Source organism: Rhodococcus sp. Leaf247, from assembly GCF_001426185.1.
Taxonomy (GTDB): Bacteria; Actinomycetota; Actinomycetes; order Mycobacteriales; family Mycobacteriaceae; genus Rhodococcoides.
Window position 1 is genome coordinate 1,075,144 of the sequence record NZ_LMRP01000002.1, and the last position, 16,726, is coordinate 1,091,869.

Below are 16,726 nucleotides of genomic sequence, written 5' to 3' on the forward strand. Positions count from 1 at the left end.
CGAATCTTTGTTCACTGCATGTGGGTGAAGAATCAGAACGGAGGTTCGTCGTCGCCACCACGGGAGCCGCCGAACGAGCCCGATGCCTGCGGAGCGCTGCCCCACGGATCGTCGCCGCCCGAGCTGCCACCGGACTGACGGCTCGACGAGCCACCACCCGATCCACCGGAGGAACCGAACCCGCCGCCGCTGTTGCCGCCTCCTCCACCGCCGCCGCGACTGACCTTGTTGACCTTGGCCGTCGCGTACTTCAGGGAGGGGCCGACCTCGTCGACTTCGAGTTCCACGACAGTGCGCTTCTCGCCCTCACGCGTCTCGTAGGAACGCTGCTTCAACCGGCCCGTCACGACGACTCGTGCGCCGCGGGTCAGGGACTCCGCGACGTTCTCCGCAGCCTCACGCCAGATGTTGCACCGCATGAAAAGAGCGTCGCCGTCTTTCCATTCGTTGCTCTGGCGATCGAAGGTGCGGGGTGTGGACGCGACGGTGAAGTTCGCGACCGCCGCACCTGCCGGGGTGAATCGAAGCTCGGGATCGGCCGTCAGGTTCCCGACGACGGTGATGACGGTTTCGCCTGCCATGATTCCTCTTTCTCGTGCCTTGTCAGCGCATGATCTTTCTCTGTTGCCGTCAGCCTAGGGCGATACGGTGACAGATACGGATCACTTGCCGCGGCGCAGAACCTTGGTGCGGAGCACCGATTCGTTCAGGCCCAGCTGGCGGTCGAGTTCGGACACCGTGGCCGGCTCCGCGTTGATGTCGATCACCGCGTAGATGCCTTCCGCGTGCTTGTCGATCTCGTAGGCGAGACGGCGCTTTCCCCACACGTCGACCTTGTCGACCTTGCCGCCGTCCTTGCGGATGACGTTCAGGAACGTATCCAGCGACGGGGCGACCGTGCGCTCGTCGAGATTGGGGTCGAGAATGACCATCAGTTCGTAATGACGCATAAGACCTCATCACCTCCTATGGACTGTGAAACGGTCACGGACGATCCGTGACAGGAGGGTCGTTGCGTCAGCAACCGGTCCAGGGTACCCGGGAGAACACCCAGAGCGAAATCGTCGGCATTCACGGTGCGGGAGCCACGGCACCTAGTCTTGTCCCCATGACCACGGGCCGTGCAGGTGTGGCGACCGCGACGGTCGTCACCGCAGTGTCCGTGGTGACGATGATTCTCGGCTACCTGAACAAGGCCCGCTGCACCGGAGCGCCGTTCGACGAGGCAGGCCGCAGCCTGGTGTTCGACCGGATCAAGGACTCGTCCGTCTGCTACTCGGACATCCAGTTCCTCTGGCTCGACCGCGGTATCGACCAGCACATCTTCCCGTATCTGAATGGTGGCATCTCCGCCGACGGGACCTTGATCGGCGGCACCGTGGAGTACCCCGTGCTCAGCGGGATCCTGATGTGGATCGGCGGGCTCGCCAGCCACACCGATGCTCAGTTCCTCTTCTACTCCGCCGTGCTGCTCGCACCGTTCGGCGCCCTGACGGCCTGGATGCTGGGCCGCACGGTCGGCTCGATCGCGCTGCTGTGGTCCGCAGGACCGGCACTGATCCTCTACGCGTTCCACAACTGGGAGCTGCCCGTCGTGGCCACCGCGGTGGGCGCCGTCTACGTCATGTCCACGACGTGGCCGCTGCGGGTGCGCGCATGCCTCGCGGCAGCCCTACTGGCAGTGGGGTTCTGCCTCAAGCTCTATCCGGGCGCCTTCGTCCTGCCACTCGCGCTGTTCGTCCTGGTCGGCGGACGCGGCGGACGTGAGCTCGCCGTTCCGGGCAGGCTCGACGTCCGGGGCGCCGCCGCCGTCGTCGCTGTCGCCGGCGCGGTCGTCGCAGCCGTCAATCTGCCGTTCGCCCTCCTCGGATACGACGGCTGGCGTGCGTCGTTCGCCTTCCAGGAGATGCGCGAGGCGGACATCACCACCAACTCGATCTGGTACTGGGGATTGCGCGTCCTCTACGCGACACCGTCCACATCGCCCGAGACGAGCGAGGCGAACGAGGCCGCCTACCAGTCGATGGTGTCGGTCCTGTCACCGATGTTCGTCCTGGCAGCGTTCGCCGCTGCACTGTGGTTCGGCTGGCGCCGCTACGGAACGGAGGGCACATACCCGTGGATACAGATCAGCGCGGTGATGCTGGCGTCGTTCCTGCTGTTCCACAAGGTGCACTCGCCGCAGTACACGCTCTGGCTCGTTCCGTTCTTCGTCCTGCTCCGCATCCCGTGGCAGGTGGTGACCGCGTATCTGCTCGCCGACCTGGTCATGGGAATCGGTGTGTTCAAGTACTTCGCGGCGCTGTCCAGCGGCAGTGACGCCTCGACGGAGGAGAACGTCGTCCTGGTCGGGGTGTGGGGTCGTGCGGCCCTGCTGGTGGTGCTGATCGTGCTGTTCGCTCGGTCGCGCGAACGACGACACTCCGAGTCGCCCGTCCGAGTCGTCGATCCCCCGTCCCCCCGAATCACCGAGGTGTCCGCATGAGTGCGACCGACGAGACCTTTCCGCTGCTCGGTGATCATGTGCACCTCGAGCCCCTGCGGACCGACCACGCGGACGAGCTGCTCACCGCCGCGGACGACCCCGAGATCTTCCGGTGGACGGGCGCCGTCGTGTCCGACCGTGCCGGTGCCGCCGCGTACATCGACACGGCTCTCGCGGATCCCGCGCGAATCGCCTACCTGCAGCGCGACGCGCACACGGGCGTCGCCGTGGGGACGACGTCGTACTACCAGGTCGACCACCGCAACCGCAGCCTCGCCATCGGGTACACCTGGTTGTCGCGGTCGGCCCAGGGGACGCGGATCAACCCGGAATCGAAGTACCTGCTCCTCGATCACGCCTTCGGTCCGCGTGCGGCCGTGCGGGTCGAGTGGCACACCGATTCGAACAACGCGCAGTCACGCGCGGCCATCGCCAAGTTGGGCGCGCAGTTCGAGGGCCTGCTGCGGAAGCACCGGGCGCGCCCGGACGGCTCGTGGCGCACCACGGCACTGTTCTCCATGACGGACGACGAGTGGCCCGCCGCCGCGGACGCGCTGCGTGCACGCCTGCGCGGCTGAGTGCGCGCCCCACCTGTGTGTTTTGCAGAATCTTCACACCACCCGGCCATGCTCGGAACGACAATGGTCTGCCGGTGACAAAACCGACTGATCGGTGTAGAACATGGGACACAACCGGTCGGCTGACCGGTTCCGGGGAAACGAGAGCAGAACTTATGGCCACCATGACGAATCCGGGCGCGAGAACCACACCCGACTCGGCCGAGCAGACCGGTCTTCCTCGCCCGAACCTGACCGTCCGCGAGATCGAGGTCCTGGTCAGCTGGTTCCGGTGCGATTCCAAGCCGGCCGTCGCCGCACACCTGTTCCTCTCCCTCGGAACCGTCAACACCCACCTCACGCGCATCCGTCAGAAGTACGCGGCTGTCGGACGTCCCGCCCCCACCAAGGCGTCCCTGGTGGCCAGGGCGCTGCAGGACGGACTCGTCGACATCGACGAACTCTGACCCACCCCACACCGACGAAAGAGCCGCCCGGCCTCGCATGTGCGACGCCGGGCGGCTCTTCTCGTGAGGGGGTCAGCCCGTGATGTCGACCTTGGCCTCGTCGGAATGCCCCTCGGCCGCGAGTCGGCGATTGCGCCGCACGCTGGAGAAGAACGACAGTCCGATGAGGACGACGCCGACCAGTCCGGTGATGATCTCGTTGATGTGCACGCCGATGGACACCAGCAGGATGATCGACAGTGCGCCGATGGCCCAGTGCGCGCCGTGCTCGAGGTAGACGTAGTCGTCGAGCGTGCCCTTGCGGACCAGGTAGACCGTCAGCGACCGGACGAACATCGCGCCGATGAACCCGAGGCCCAACGCGATGATGATGGGGTCGGCGGTGATGGCGAACGCGCCGATGACGCCGTCGAAGCTGAAGGACGCGTCGAGAACCTCCAGGTAGAGGAACAGGAAGAAGCCGGCCTTACCGGTGGCTTTCGCCAGATCCGACGGTCCGCTGCTCGCCTCCTCCTCGTCGTCCTCGCCCGGCACGTGGAAGAGGTTGCCGAGCCCGTTGACCGCGATGTAGGTGACCATGCCCAGCACGCCCGAGACCATGACGGTGGAGATCTTGTCGTCCTCCGCGATCAGTTCCGCAGTGAGGACCAGCAGGATGCCGGCGACGATGACGCCGACCATGTCGAGCTTGCCGGCCTTCGCGAGAGGCTTCTCGATCCACGAGAGCCACGTGTGCTCGCGTTCTTCGAAGATGAAGCCGAGGAAGAGCATCAGCAGGAACATGCCGCCGAACGCCGCGATCTGCGGGTGAGCGTCGGTGATCAGGGTTTCGTACGACGGGCTGCCGTCGGGGAAGTACGCGGCGTCGTCGGCGGGGGGGTTCAGCGCGAGGCGTAGTGCGGCGACCGGGCCCAGACCCGACGCGACCCACACGATGACCAACGGGAAGACCAACCGCATACCGAAGACGGCGATGATGATGCCGACGGTGAGGAAGATCTTCTGCCAGAATTCGCTCATCCGCCGCAGGACGGTCGCATTGATGACCGCGTTGTCGAAGGACAGCGAGACCTCGAGGATTCCGAGGATCAACACCAGCGCTACGGCTTCCCAGCTGCCGTAGATGAATGCCACGACAACGGACACGGCGGTGATCGCGAAGGACCACCCGAATATTCGTAGAACCACGGCGTGTGGCCTTTCTCTGCTGACGTTCGAAGGTGCACGGCCGAGGTTCGACCCCGTACAGACAACGGAGAGTGTCGCGGCGCCGCCCGCGGGACAACCACGGTGACGACGAGCAACACTCTCCGGTGCCGGAGGCAAATACCCCGTCGAACGGGACATTACTCCAACAGAGGGGTCAGACGTTTACTCCGAAATCGCGGGCGATTCCGGCCAGACCCGATGCATAACCCTGGCCGACGGCGCGGAACTTCCATTCGGCGCCGTTGCGGTACAGCTCGCCGAACACCATGGCGGTCTCCGTCGAGGCGTCCTCGCTGAGGTCGTAGCGCGCCAACTCGGTGCCGTTGGACTTGTCCACGACGCGGATGTACGCGTTGCGGACCTGACCGAACGACTGCGACCGGGCGTCCGCCTCGTAGATGGACACGGGGAAGTTGATGGTGTCGATGTTCGGCGGAACGGCGGAGAGTTCGACGTTGATGACCTCGTCGTCGCCGTCACCCTCGCCCGTGGTGTTGTCACCGGTGTGCTCGATCGAGCCGTCCGGGCTCTTGAGGTTGTTGAAGAACACGAAGTGCTGGTCGCTGACAACCTTCTTGTCCGTGCCCAGCGCGATGGCACTGGCATCGAGGTCGAAGTCCGTGCCGGTGGTCGTCCTGATGTCCCACCCGAGGCCTACCGAGACGGCCGTGAGGTTGGGTGCGGCCTTGGTGAGGGAGACGTTGCCACCCTTGGTCAAGCTGACGCCCATGAGAAGTGTCCTTTCGGTTGCTTCGGTTGTTCATACCGCAAACGTCCCGGCGGCTGCGCGCGTTCCCGGAAGTCGAAGAAATACGGCGTCGGTAGCATCGCAGACGTGACACACCGTTGGCCGGGACGCCTGAGCCGCGGCAAGGCGCGACTCGATGCCGTCGCCGGCATCAGGGCGGACACGGTCACGACATTCCTCGACATGGACAAGCGGCAGTCCATCGCGTCGTCCGGGGTGGACGCACTGGAACGCCTCGGGCGATCCGACGACGGCCTCCGGACGCAGTGGCGCAGCGTCGAGGAGCAGTGTTTCGCCGCGGGTGCGTCCTATCTGACGGCGACCGAGCGTCCCGAGTCCGACGCCTCCGAGACGGCGTACGACGCCTTCGCCACCGCGATCGCCCAGCTCGCGGCAGCGAGCGCGTCCGTCGACCGCTTCTACGAGAACTACCGAGCCCGTCTCGAGCATGCGATCGGCGAGTACGCGGCCGTCCCCCGGCTCGCTCAGGACGCGCGCTCCGCGGCGAACACCGCGCTCTCCGCCGTCACCGGATCCGAACCGCATCACCGCTACCCGTCGGTCGTCGCCGGCGTAGGCAGTGTGCACGCAGCCCTGGCAGCGCTGGAACGTGCGGAGGCCACGGGCAGCGGACCTGCCGTGACCCGCGCGGCCGCGGACACCCGTTCCGCGTCGGACGTCCTCCGGACAGCCCTCGCCGAGGCACCCGGCAAGTCCAGGCCTGCGACGACGGCACTGGCGTCGGTACGCACCCGGCTGCAGGCGGTGGGCACGAAGGCCGAGAACATCGCTCCGGCCTACTCCGCACTGCTCCGTGAGTTCGTCGCGGCCAGCTCGAACGATCTGGCCAGGGCTCGGGACAACTGCGACGCCCACGTCGCCGCTGCCACTCGGGACATAGATGCCGCCGCCGACGCCCTCGGAGCCGGGAACCCGGAGACTGCCCTGGACCTGATCACGGCCGCGCGCGCCGACCTGGCCGACGCGGAAGCCGACATCGAAGCCGTGACCGGCCGGCTGGCGCGTCTCCGCGAGGTCCGGGACGACCCGGCGTCGGTCGAGCAGCGCGTGCGCTTCCGACTGCGCGATGCGCAACTCCTGGTGGTGGACCGAGGAATGGTTGCCGAATGGGGTTCGGTGCTGGATGCTCAGCTCGCACGCATCGAGCGGGCCACCCGGGCGCTCGGTACGGGGCGGCCCGACTACTGGGCGTACCTCCGAGAACTCGATTCCATCGGTGACTTCATCTCCGGTGTGGTCGATCGCATTCGCGGTCGACACGGCCATACGTGAACAGAAAGGGTTGCAGTGCAGCACTTCTCTCATCTGGAGCCCGCTACCCTCGACTACTTGTTCCACCGGCCTCCCGAACAGGTCGACGAGTCGAGTGACATGAGGACCAGGGCGCTCGCGCTCGGGGCCACCCTCTACATCCCGGCGACGCGGCCCGGCCTCGTCGCGACCGTCACGAAGCGCGCCGCGGAGGGATCGCGGTCGATGGTGCTCGACCTCGAGGACGCCGTGGCCGACGCGGACCTCGACATCGCCCGGGCTGCCGTGATCGCGGCGCTCGACGAGCTGGCGGACACACCGCCCGACGCTGCCGTGTTCGTCCGCGTGCGCACCGAGGACGACATGCACTTCGTGTGCGACCGGCTGGGCCCGGGTCTCGAGGTCCTCACCGGTTTCGTGTTACCGAAGTTCCGGCCCGAGAGCGGAGAGGCGTTCCTCCGCAGCGTCTCCGAGCGTTCCGCCGCATCCGGGCGACACCTGGTGGTGATGCCGGTGGTGGAGTCGCCCGAGGTGGTCTACCGCGAATCACGCGACGACGAACTGATCGGTGCCCGCGAGGTGCTGGGACGGCACCGGGATTCGGTTCTCGCCGTCCGCATCGGAGCGACCGACATGAGCAGCGCGTTCGGTATCCGCCGGGACCGCGATCTGACCATCTACGACGTCCGCGTCGTCGCCGACACCATCGGCGCCGTCGTCAATCATCTCGGCCGCAGCGACGGCACCGGCTTCGTCGTCACCGGTCCGGTGTGGGAGTACTTCGCCGACCACGAACGTCTGTTCCGGCCGATGCTGCGCGCCACCCCGTTCGCCGAACACGACGCCGTCCGCTTCCGCCAGCAGCTGGTCAGCCGCGACATCGACGGCCTGCTCCGCGAAGTCGCGCTCGATCGGGCCAACGGATTGCACGGCAAGACGGTGATCCACCCGTCGCACGTCGCTGCCGTGCACTCGTTGTCGGTCGTGACGCACGAGGAATACCAAGACGCGCAGGCCATCGCGTCGGCGACCAGGGGCGGCGGCGTCATGGCGTCGGGCTACGGCAACAAGATGAACGAGATCGGCCCGCATCGACCGTGGGCCGAACAGACACTGCGCCGCGCCGCGGTGTTCGGCGTGACCGCCGAGAACGTCTCGTTCGTCGACGTCATGCAGGCACTGGCGCGACCGCGCGGGAACGTCGCATGAGCCGGCCCGTGGACCGGCTACTGCCCTGGGCGACAGCCGAACTGGGACTGGTTCTCGAGCACGGCAACTCGTCGGTCGGCATGCGAGTGGGAGATCTGGTCCAACCCGGACTGCGACGCAATCCCAAGCGCGCCCACCTGCTGGTATCCACCGTGCTGGGCAAGCACATCCCGCAGGAACCCGCGCACGTCATCGCGGCGGGCGAACTGCTCGGATCGCTCTGCGCCGACGTCCTCACCGGCAGTGAGGACGGTGTCGTGGTCCTGGGATTCGCCGAGACGGCGACCGGCCTGGGCCACTGCGTGGCGACGCGATTACGAGCGACGAGCTACCTCCACTCCACCCGCAGACCGGTCGACGGCTTCCCGGTGTACGGCACGTTCGAGGAAGGGCATTCGCATGCGACGAATCACCTTCTCCTCCCGGCCGATGCACACCTCGACCTTCCGCCCCACATCCCGATGGTCCTTGTCGACGACGAGATATCGACGGGAACAACGGCTCTCGAAGCCGTCCGAGCCCTGCACGCCATGTCGCCGCGCGCGCGGTACGTGATCGCCTCGCTCGTCGACATGCGCACCGGCGCACATCGCCGTGCCACCGAGCAGGCCGCGGCCGAGATGGGCGTCATCATCGACTCCGTCTCCCTCGCCACCGGAACGGTGCACCTGCCCGACGACATCGTCGAGACCGTCGCGGCGCTCCCGCCCACCCCCGAGAGTCCCGACGCGGTGAGCGCCGGCTCGGTGACCCGCATCGACATCGACTGGCCCGCAGGGGTTCCCGACGGTGGTCGGCACGGGTTCCGATGCACCGATGCCGCTGCTTTCGAGCACGCGCTGACTGCCGTCGCCGATACCCTCGCTACCCGCGTCGGCCCCGAACCTCTCGTCGTCGTCGGACACGAGGAGTTCATGTACCTGCCGCTGCGGATCGCCGGAGCGCTGGCCGACCGAGGCACGCCCACCCTGTTCCAGACCACCACACGATCACCGGCGTACGTGCTCGATGTGCCCGGGTACCCGCTGCGACGCGGGTTCTCCTTCGTCGCACCGGAATCCGGGAGCGCACCGCGTCGGCACCTGTACAACGCCCGCGTCGCCGACGAGGACTCGCCGACACCGGTGCTGCTCGTGGTGGACACTCCCGCCGACACCGCCGAGCTCGTCGGTCCCGACGGTCTGGTGGATGCGCTGGCCCGCGCCGGCATCGACGTCACCGTCGCTGTCGTCCATTCCGATCCGAGTTCGTTGATCGGACGAGCGTGATGACGACGCCTCTGCACGGGCCCGCTTTCGGTTCCTACGCTGCCGACGAGGTGTCCTGGCTTCTGCAGGACCTGTCCCATGTCGCACTGGAAGCCGACACCGAGTCACGCGAGAGCCGCATCCAGTCGGGGCATGCCCACTACGCGGAGTCTCTTCCCGTCGAGTACCAACCCGACGCGGCCTACCGGGATCTGTTCGACACGGTGCTGGAGGAGAGCGCATCACGATTGGCCACTGCCGTGGGGGTCGTCACCGACCTGCTGATCGCCGAGCGCGGCGAGCACCTGGTGCTCGCCTCCCTCGCCCGAGCCGGAACCCCGATCGGAATCCTCATGCGTCGGTGGGCGCGCGCCGTGCACGGCCTGGACTGGCCGCACTACGCCGTGTCCATCGTGCGGGACCGCGGCATCGATACCGCAGCGCTGGACTATCTTTCGCGTGCCCACGATCCGTCGTCCGTGGTCTTCGTCGACGGATGGACCGGCAAGGGAGCCATCGCCAAGGAGCTCTCTGCCGCACTCGAGGCGTATCACCACGCCGGAGGCGCACGCTTCGACGACAGGCTGGCAGTACTGGCCGATCCCGGCCACTGCGTCACCACCTACGGAACACGCGACGACTTCCTCATCGCGTCGGCCTGTCTGAACTCCACGGTGTCCGGGCTGGTCTCCCGCACCGTCCTGAACGACGAGTTGATCGGCCCCGGCGAGTTCCACGGAGCGAAGTTCTACTCCGAGCTCGCGTCGTCGGACGTGTCGAACCGGTTGCTGGACAGAGTGTCCGACTGCTTCCCGGCGGTCCGAGCGGACGTGACGACCGGCGTCGAAACCGTGCAGGGGTCGGACCGGACTCCGACGTGGAGCGGCTGGGCCTCGGTCGAAAAGGTACGGGCCGAGTACGGCATCACCACCGTGAACTTCGTCAAACCCGGTGTCGGAGAGACTACTCGGGTTCTGCTGCGCCGAGTACCGTGGCGGATCCTCGTGCGCGACGCCGATGCCCCCGACCATCGGCACATCCGCATGCTGGCATCGTCGCGCGGCGTTCCCGTCGACGTCGTGCCCGACCTGGCCTATGCCTGCATGGGATTGATCCGCGACGTGGGAAGCCGGACCGAATGACGACCGCACTCGTGGCGACCGACCTGGACCGCACCATGATCTACAGCCGTGCTGCGCTGGCGGAGGGCGGATCGAGCGAGGTGCAGTGTGTCGAGATGTACGAGGGTGCCCCGCTGTCCTTCATGACGGTCCGGGCAGCAGATCTCCTCGCCGAGCTGGCCGCGGCGACGACAGTCGTTCCGACGACGACCCGCACGGTCGAACAGTTCCGACGCATCACACTCCCCGGTGCGCCGTGGCGTCACGCGATCACGACGAACGGCGCCTCGATTCTCGTGGACGGGGAACCCGACCGCCAGTGGCGTGCGGCCGTGGACGAGGCTGTCGCCGACACTGCCGCCCCCCTCGACGAGGTGACGGCCGAGATGCGCCGGCGCGGCGACGATTCGTGGGTTCTGAAGCAGCGCACCGCCGACGACCTGTTCTGCTACCTGGTCGTCGACGTCGCAACGATGCCGGCGACGTTCGTCGAGAGCTTCGGTCGATGGTGCGCCCACCGGGGGTGGGGGGTGTCGCAGCAGGGCCGCAAGATCTACGCGATGCCCGACGTGGTGTGTAAGTCGCGGGCCATCGCCGAGGTTCGACGACGACTGATCGACGACGGCACTCTCGATCCGGCGACGCCGGTACTCGCCGCGGGGGACGGTGCACTGGACGCGGAGATGCTGCGCAGCGCCGACGCCGCGATCCGACCCCGGCACGGAGAGCTCGAACTGTTGCAGTGGCAGGCCCCGGGGCTGATGGTGACCGAGCATTCCGGCGGCCCGGCCAGCGAGGAGATCCTGGACTGGTTCCACGCGAACCTGAATCGGACATTGCGCCACGTACGCTGAAGTTTCACGCACCCGATGTAGCCGAGCATGTGGAAGAGGACGATTCGTGTCTGCACAGCCGTTGACCAAGGGACAGAACGCACCGCTGTCCACCGCCACCGTTCGCATCGGCCTCGAGCTGACAGCACCTGCGGACATCTCTGCGCTGCTGGTCACCGACAGCGGCAAGGTCCGTTCCGACGCGGACTTCGTCTTCTTCAACCAGCCGACGGGCCCCGGTGTACAGCTGGTCCCGGGTCAGAACGGTCCTGCCGAGGTTGCCGTGACGCTCGCATCCGTTCCGTCCGACATCACCCAGATCCGCGTCGTCATCACCCTCGACGACGCGTCGAGCAGCTTCGGTCGCTCCTCCGCCCCTACTGCGCACGTCATCGACGGCGGAACCGGATCGACGCTGTACTCGTACACGATCGACGGACTCAGTTCGGAGTCCATCGTGATCGCCCTCGAGCTCTACCGCCGAGGCGACGGTTGGAAAGTGCGTGCGGTCGGCCAGGGATACGCCGGTGGGTTCGAGGCGCTGGTGCGCGATCACGGCGTGTCCGTCGACGACGCTCCTTCGGCACCGGCCCCCGCTGCGCCACCGGTTGCGGCTCCTGCCCCCACACCGCCGCCCATCCCGGCACCGGCACCGGTCGCGAGTGCGCCGACACCCGCACCGACAGGGCCGCCCGAGGTCAGCCTCACGAAGTCGCGCCCGGTCAGCCTGTCCAAGGGCCAGAAGGTGACGCTGAAGAAGGACGGTGGCGTCGCCCTCACCGCCATCCGCATGGGTCTCGGCTGGGACCCCATCAAGAAGGCGGGCTTCTTCGGCGGCGGCCGCAGCGCGGACATCGACCTCGACGCGTCGGCGTTGATGTTCTCGGGCGACAAGCACGCCGACGTCGTCTACTTCGGCCAACTGACGTCGAAGGACGGCTCGATCGTCCACCAGGGTGACAACCTCACCGGTGAGGGCGAAGGCGACGACGAGGTCATCACCGTCGACCTGACCAGGGTGCCCGCGCACATCAGCGCCATCGTCTTCATCGTCACCTCCTACCGCGGTCAGACGTTCGAGCAGGTGGCGAACGCGTTCACCAGGCTCGTCGACAACACGATCAACACCGAGCTCGCCCGCTTCACGCTGCAGGGCGGGATGCCGTTCACGGGCCTGGTCATGGCGAAGGTCTACCGCGCAGGCAGTGAGTGGAAGCTCCAGGCCATCGGTGACGGCATCAACGCCAAGCACGCAGGAGAGGCGCTTCCGCAGCTCCGCCCGTACTTGTCCTGAGGCCGGACGTACTCTGAGATCGTGACCTCGTCAAACGAATCTACCGGTTTCGAGTACGGCGTCGACGGCCCCAAGCTCATCGTCGTCGGGCTCGACGGTACGGACTCGTCGTGGCGCGCCGCCGCCTACGCAGCGGGGTCCGCACGACGGCAGAACTCGAAACTCGTTCTCGTCTATGTGCAGACTCTCGCCGCCGGCGCCTTCGCGCAGGCGAGCGGCGTCGTCTACGACTCGGGTACCCAGGTCGCCGACCAGTTGCTCGGAGAGATCCGGGACCACGTCGTGCGGTTCGGCGAGCACCAGCACGTCGACTGGGAGTTCCGCACGTTCCGCGGTGATCCTGCGATGGGACTGGCGGCCGTGGGCGACGAACTGCGTGCCGACGCCATCGTGGTGGGAACCTCGGAGTCGGCGGGTCACCGCATCTTCGGGTCCGTCGCCGTGCGCCTGGTCAAATTGGGTCGGTGGCCGGTGACCGTGGTGCCCTAGGTGCCGGCACGTGTTCCGGAACAGGCACCGCGACGGGACGTGGACGCAGAGAGGCGGGGACCCATGCCGGGTAGCTGTCGGGCGCTCCGTCCAGGACGCCGCCGGCCGGGTCGTCGTCGCCACTACTGCGGACCAGGTCGTCCACCGGACGGTAGATCTGCCGGACGATCAGGACACAGAGCGCGACGACCGCCAGGTCGCGGAACACCACCGTGGTGGTGAAGTACTGCTCGGGCAGTCCCTTGTTCGACACTCCGAGGTAGTACATCATCCGCGGAACCCAGACCAGCGCGTCGATCGTCATCCACGCCAACAGGATTCGACGATGCGGGAGTGCGAGCACCGCGAGCGGGACGAGCCACAGCGAGTACTGGGGACTCCACACCTTGTTCGTCAGCAGGAAGCCCGCGACGACGAGGAATCCGAGTTGCGCCAGGCGCGGGCGCCTCGGCGCCGTCATCCCCACGTAGGCGACGGCAGCGCACGCGGCGATGAAGAGCACCGCGGTGACCAGATTGAGGAGTACCGGCTTCTCACCGGGCGCGAGCGGACCGTCGAAACCCGACCAGCCGGTGAAGGATCGGACGACGTTGTAGATCGAGTCCGGATCGGCACCACGGTCGGAGTTCAGGCGGAAGAACTCCGACCACCCCCGCGGAAAGAGCAGTGCGATCGGAAGATTGATCAGAACCCACGCCGAAACGGCCGCGGCCGCGGTACGAGTCCAGTCACGCAGGTTGCCGGTACGCAGACACAGCACCAGGAGCGGACCCAGCAGGAACAGCGGGTACAGCTTGGTGGCGCCGCCGATGCCGAGCAGGATGCCCGCCAGCACCGGGCGGCGGCGCGCCCATGCGAGCATGCCTCCCGCCGCGAATGCTGTTGCGAGAGCGTCGAAATTGGTGAAGACGTGCACGATGACGAGCGGTGAGCACGCGGCCAGGGCGGAGTCCCACACTCGGCGTCCCGCCAGCATCGTCGTCGCCCAGATGGTCACGATCCACGCGAGTGCGGACCCGAACGCCACCACGTTGAAGTACAGCGCCACCGTCAGCGCCTGCGGGAGCCACGGAACCGCCGACCACGCGTGCGCGATCTGCATCGACACGTACTGGTACATGCCGGCCACCACCGGATACTCCATGTACCGCGTGATGGTCGAGCCGTCGGAACCTGTGTCCTCCCATGACTTCTTGTACGGGAAGGCGCCCTGATCGAGGCGTTCCGCGCCGTACAGGGGCACCACGTCCGAGTAACACATCGCGACGTACTGCCGGCTGCCGCTCCAGTCCAGACCCAGCTCCCCGCCGGGGCCTATGGGGGCCTGCTGGATGCACGCCGCCTTGCCGAACCATCCGAGAGCCAGGAACACCACCGTGAACGCGAAGATCACGCGCAGCGGCGTGATGTGACGCTGGCGCCCGACCAGCGCGTGCTTGCCGATGGGACCGCCGACCACCGAGGACAATTCCCCGACCATCGGATCCGTCAGACTCGGGCGGTCCCGTCTCCGAGCGGACCGGCGATCACGCGCCAGCTCACCCGGACTGGCCAAGAGCTCCTCGTCCTCAGGACCACCCGGTCCATCACGACCGTCCTCCGGACTACCCGGCACCCCTATCGGCCCGGCGGTGCGGCCGGCTGAGGCGTCGCCCCGTCGTCCGGCGCCGTCTCGGGCGTCGGCTGGGTCGTCGCCGCGGGCGCGAGCCCCGGTACGGGGATCGTGATGCCGGGCAGGATCTCGACCTGCGACGGTACGACCACCGGCGGCGCCACAGGCTCGGGAGCCTCCGACGTCGGTGTCTCCACCGTCGTCACCGGAGCGGCGGTCCGAGTCGGCGCGGCGGGTGCCGAGTACTGCGGCACACCGGCCTGTCCTGCGATGGCGCCCGGTGCCGGGAAGGTCTCGACGGGAGTGCCCTCGAGGGACGCGTCGAGGGTGTCCTTCCAGATGTCGGACGGGAGCCCCGAGCCGTAGATGGGGCCGCCGTAGCTGTTCTGCAACGGGAGTCCCTGCTCGGTACCCACCCAGACGGCGGTCGCGAGTGACGGGGTGTACCCGACCATCCAGGCGTCCTTGTTCTCGCCCGTGTCACCGAGCTGCGCGGTTCCGGTCTTCGCTGCGGACTGTCGACCCTCGGCCAGGTTGTGGCCGTTGGAGTACCCGGCGATGGGACGCATGGCGGCGGTGACGTTGTCGGCGACGTTCGGGTCGACGCGCTGCTCGCCGGGCTCGGCGCCGCGGTCGAGGAGCACCGTGCCGTCGGCCGTGACGACCTTCTGCACGAAGTGCGGAGCGTGATAGGTGCCCGACGCGGCGAGCGTCGCGTACGCGCTGGCCATGTCGATGACGCGGGACTGGTACTGACCCAGCACGATGCCGTTGTTCGGGCCTGCATCGTTCGGCTCGGTGAGGGTCTCACCGATGCCCTCCACCTCGGTGGGGATGCCGAGGCGATGCGCCATGTCGGCAACGGCCTGCGGGCCGCCGTCGAGACTGAGCTGCAAGCGGTAGAAGCTGGTGTTCAGTGATCGCTTCAGTGCCTCGGCGATGGTGCACGTGCCGCACGATTCGCCTTCGACGTTGCCGATCGAGATGCCGTTGACCGTCAGCGGGGAGCTGTCGTACATCTGCGACAGCGGAATTCCCTGGTCGAGCGCGGCAGCGAGTCCGAACACCTTGAACGACGATCCGGTCTGCAGGCCGGACTGCGCGAAGTCGAAGCCTCGACCGTCCGCTCCGCCGTAGTACGAACGGACCGCACCGGTGCGCGGGTCGATCGAGACCGACGCCGTCCGCAGCTCCGGTGACTCGCCCTCCATGTTCGAGTTCACGGCATCGATGGCTGCCTGCTGATCCCTCGGGTCGATCGTGGTGGTGACCTGCAGGCCGGCGGTGTTCAGGTCCTGCTCGCTGATGCCCGACGCTGTCAGCTCCTTGAGGACCTGGTTCTTGATCAGGCCGTTGGGACCGGCGTCGGCGGCGTCACCGCTGTCCACGGAGGCGAGCGGTCGCCACTGCGGGTACTGCATGGCCTGACGCTGCGTCTGGTCGAGCGCACCCATGGTGACCATGCCGTCCAGGACGTAGTTCCACCGGGACTGCGCACCCGTGAGATTGTTCTCCGGATCCAGACCCGACGGCTGCTGGATGGTCGCGGCCAGGACCGCGCCCTCCTCGACGCTGAGCTGCTCGACGGGCTTGTCGAAGTACGCCTTCGACGCCGCGGCGATGCCGTAGGCACCTCGGCCGAAGTAGATGGTGTTGAGGTAGGCGGCGAGGATGTCGTCCTTGGTCCACTGACGAGCCATCTTCGAGGAGATGACCAACTCGCGCATCTTGCGGGTCAGGGTCCGCTCGGACCCGACCAGGGCGTTCTTCACGTACTGCTGCGTGATGGTCGATCCGCCGCCGGCGCTGTCACGTCCGAGGACGTTGTCGCGTGCCGCGCGGGCGAAACCGGTGACGGAGAAGCCCGGATTCGAATAGAAGTCGCGGTCCTCCGCGGACAGCACCGCGTTACGCACGTGCTCGGGAATCTGCCCGATCTCGACGTCGGTGCGGTTGCCCTCGGGAGGGACCACCGTGCCGAGGACGGACGTGCCGTCCGACGCGAGGATCGTGGCGACCTGGTTGGTCTTGATGTCACCGGGACGCGGAACGTCCTCGATGACGTACGCGACCATGAACACGAGGATGGGAACGACCATGCCGAGTGCGATCAAGCCGTACAGCGAGCGCCGGACGACCTTCCACTTCGACTTCTTCTTCGTCTTCGTCGCACTACCTCCTGA

The 16,726-nt window shown here is 67.3% G+C and carries 15 protein-coding genes and 1 pseudogene; 10 read left to right on the forward strand and 6 right to left on the reverse strand.

Features of this window, described 5'->3' with window-relative positions; genetic code table 11:
* Positions 1–32 precede the first annotated feature (32 nt).
* Together ASG64_RS14415 and rpsF are read right to left on the reverse strand one after the other, a co-directional pair.
* Positions 33–581, reverse strand: coding sequence for a single-stranded DNA-binding protein (locus ASG64_RS14415; RefSeq protein WP_042576324.1), 549 nt, complete (start codon positions 579–581; stop codon positions 33–35).
* Positions 582–662: 81 nt separating this feature from the next.
* Entirely contained in the window at positions 663–950 is a 288-nt protein-coding gene (gene rpsF, locus ASG64_RS14420) for a 30S ribosomal protein S6 (protein ID WP_042576325.1), read from the reverse strand.
* A 158-nt stretch (positions 951–1,108) separates the two neighbouring features.
* Here rpsF and ASG64_RS14425 point away from each other — a divergent pair, with 158 nt between their 5' ends.
* The 3 genes and pseudogenes from ASG64_RS14425 to ASG64_RS14435 form a co-directional block, all read left to right on the forward strand.
* Positions 1,109–2,485 (forward strand): glycosyltransferase 87 family protein, encoded by a 1,377-nt coding sequence (locus ASG64_RS14425; RefSeq protein WP_056074182.1) that lies wholly within the window; start codon positions 1,109–1,111, stop codon positions 2,483–2,485.
* Positions 2,482–3,063: a GNAT family N-acetyltransferase gene (locus ASG64_RS14430; RefSeq protein ID WP_042576327.1), complete on the forward strand. Its 582-nt coding sequence runs from the start codon at positions 2,482–2,484 to the stop codon at positions 3,061–3,063. Before ASG64_RS14425 ends, ASG64_RS14430 begins: the two co-directional genes overlap by 4 nt.
* 209 nt (positions 3,064–3,272) lie before the next feature.
* Positions 3,273–3,509 (forward strand): annotated as a pseudogene (locus ASG64_RS14435) (LuxR C-terminal-related transcriptional regulator); the annotation flags it as partial.
* A gap of 72 nt (positions 3,510–3,581) precedes the next feature.
* Here the strand turns inward: ASG64_RS14435 and ASG64_RS14440 are convergent.
* A complete protein-coding gene (locus tag ASG64_RS14440; RefSeq protein ID WP_042576328.1) occupies positions 3,582–4,697 on the reverse strand; it encodes a DUF475 domain-containing protein in 1,116 nt (371 codons plus the stop codon).
* A 175-nt stretch (positions 4,698–4,872) separates the two neighbouring features.
* The gene (locus tag ASG64_RS14445; RefSeq protein WP_027506015.1) at positions 4,873–5,448 is read right to left on the reverse strand and encodes a TerD family protein; all 576 of its coding nucleotides are present in this window, start codon (positions 5,446–5,448) and stop codon (positions 4,873–4,875) included.
* 105 nt (positions 5,449–5,553) lie between these two features.
* On the opposite strand from ASG64_RS14445, the gene ASG64_RS14450 reads away from it, so the two are divergent.
* Genes ASG64_RS14450 through ASG64_RS14480 form a run of 7 tightly spaced genes read left to right on the forward strand, consistent with a single transcriptional unit; the run spans position 5,554 to position 12,931 of the window.
* The gene (locus tag ASG64_RS14450) at positions 5,554–6,759 is read left to right on the forward strand and encodes a hypothetical protein (RefSeq protein ID WP_056074183.1); all 1,206 of its coding nucleotides are present in this window, start codon (positions 5,554–5,556) and stop codon (positions 6,757–6,759) included.
* A gap of 15 nt (positions 6,760–6,774) precedes the next feature.
* Entirely contained in the window at positions 6,775–7,947 is a 1,173-nt protein-coding gene (locus ASG64_RS14455) for an HpcH/HpaI aldolase/citrate lyase family protein (protein ID WP_056074184.1), read from the forward strand.
* On the forward strand, positions 7,944–9,215 hold the full coding sequence (locus tag ASG64_RS14460) for a phosphoribosyltransferase family protein (protein ID WP_056074185.1): 1,272 nt from the start codon (positions 7,944–7,946) through the stop codon (positions 9,213–9,215). Before ASG64_RS14455 ends, ASG64_RS14460 begins: the two co-directional genes overlap by 4 nt.
* The gene (locus ASG64_RS14465) at positions 9,215–10,336 is read left to right on the forward strand and encodes a cysteine protease StiP family protein (protein WP_056074186.1); all 1,122 of its coding nucleotides are present in this window, start codon (positions 9,215–9,217) and stop codon (positions 10,334–10,336) included. Before ASG64_RS14460 ends, ASG64_RS14465 begins: the two co-directional genes overlap by 1 nt.
* Positions 10,333–11,169 carry a hypothetical protein gene (locus tag ASG64_RS14470; protein ID WP_056074187.1) on the forward strand — a complete coding sequence of 279 codons (837 nt, stop codon included), beginning with the start codon at positions 10,333–10,335 and terminating at the stop codon, positions 11,167–11,169. The genes ASG64_RS14465 and ASG64_RS14470 overlap by 4 nt, the downstream gene beginning before the upstream one ends.
* 46 nt (positions 11,170–11,215) lie before the next feature.
* On the forward strand, positions 11,216–12,442 hold the full coding sequence (locus ASG64_RS14475) for a TerD family protein (RefSeq protein WP_235579594.1): 1,227 nt from the start codon (positions 11,216–11,218) through the stop codon (positions 12,440–12,442).
* A gap of 21 nt (positions 12,443–12,463) precedes the next feature.
* Positions 12,464–12,931, forward strand: coding sequence for a universal stress protein (locus ASG64_RS14480; RefSeq protein ID WP_042573424.1), 468 nt, complete (start codon positions 12,464–12,466; stop codon positions 12,929–12,931).
* Here the strand turns inward: ASG64_RS14480 and ASG64_RS14485 are convergent.
* Both ASG64_RS14485 and ASG64_RS14490 read right to left on the reverse strand, forming a co-directional pair.
* On the reverse strand, positions 12,894–14,486 hold the full coding sequence (locus ASG64_RS14485) for a glycosyltransferase family 87 protein (RefSeq protein WP_056074413.1): 1,593 nt from the start codon (positions 14,484–14,486) through the stop codon (positions 12,894–12,896). The two genes, ASG64_RS14480 and ASG64_RS14485, sit on opposite strands and share 38 nt — an antisense overlap.
* Before the next feature lie 62 nt (positions 14,487–14,548).
* Positions 14,549–16,642 carry a transglycosylase domain-containing protein gene (locus tag ASG64_RS14490; RefSeq protein ID WP_056074188.1) on the reverse strand — a complete coding sequence of 698 codons (2,094 nt, stop codon included), beginning with the start codon at positions 16,640–16,642 and terminating at the stop codon, positions 14,549–14,551.
* Positions 16,643–16,726: the final 84 nt, after the last annotated feature.

Bases quoted from the DNA above. Each gene is read 5' to 3' on its own strand.
- ASG64_RS14415 (WP_042576324.1), bottom strand. From the start codon at position 581: ATGGCAGGCGAAACCGTCATCACCGTCGTCGGGAACCTGACGGCCGAT.
- rpsF (WP_042576325.1), bottom strand. From the start codon at position 950: ATGCGTCATTACGAACTGATGGTCATTCTCGACCCCAATCTCGACGAG.
- ASG64_RS14425 (WP_056074182.1), top strand. From the start codon at position 1,109: ATGACCACGGGCCGTGCAGGTGTGGCGACCGCGACGGTCGTCACCGCA.
- ASG64_RS14430 (WP_042576327.1), top strand. From the start codon at position 2,482: ATGAGTGCGACCGACGAGACCTTTCCGCTGCTCGGTGATCATGTGCAC.
- ASG64_RS14445 (WP_027506015.1), bottom strand. From the start codon at position 5,448: ATGGGCGTCAGCTTGACCAAGGGTGGCAACGTCTCCCTCACCAAGGCC.
- ASG64_RS14460 (WP_056074185.1), top strand. From the start codon at position 7,944: ATGAGCCGGCCCGTGGACCGGCTACTGCCCTGGGCGACAGCCGAACTG.
- ASG64_RS14465 (WP_056074186.1), top strand. From the start codon at position 9,215: ATGACGACGCCTCTGCACGGGCCCGCTTTCGGTTCCTACGCTGCCGAC.
- ASG64_RS14470 (WP_056074187.1), top strand. From the start codon at position 10,333: ATGACGACCGCACTCGTGGCGACCGACCTGGACCGCACCATGATCTAC.
- ASG64_RS14490 (WP_056074188.1), bottom strand. From the start codon at position 16,642: ATGGTCGTTCCCATCCTCGTGTTCATGGTCGCGTACGTCATCGAGGAC.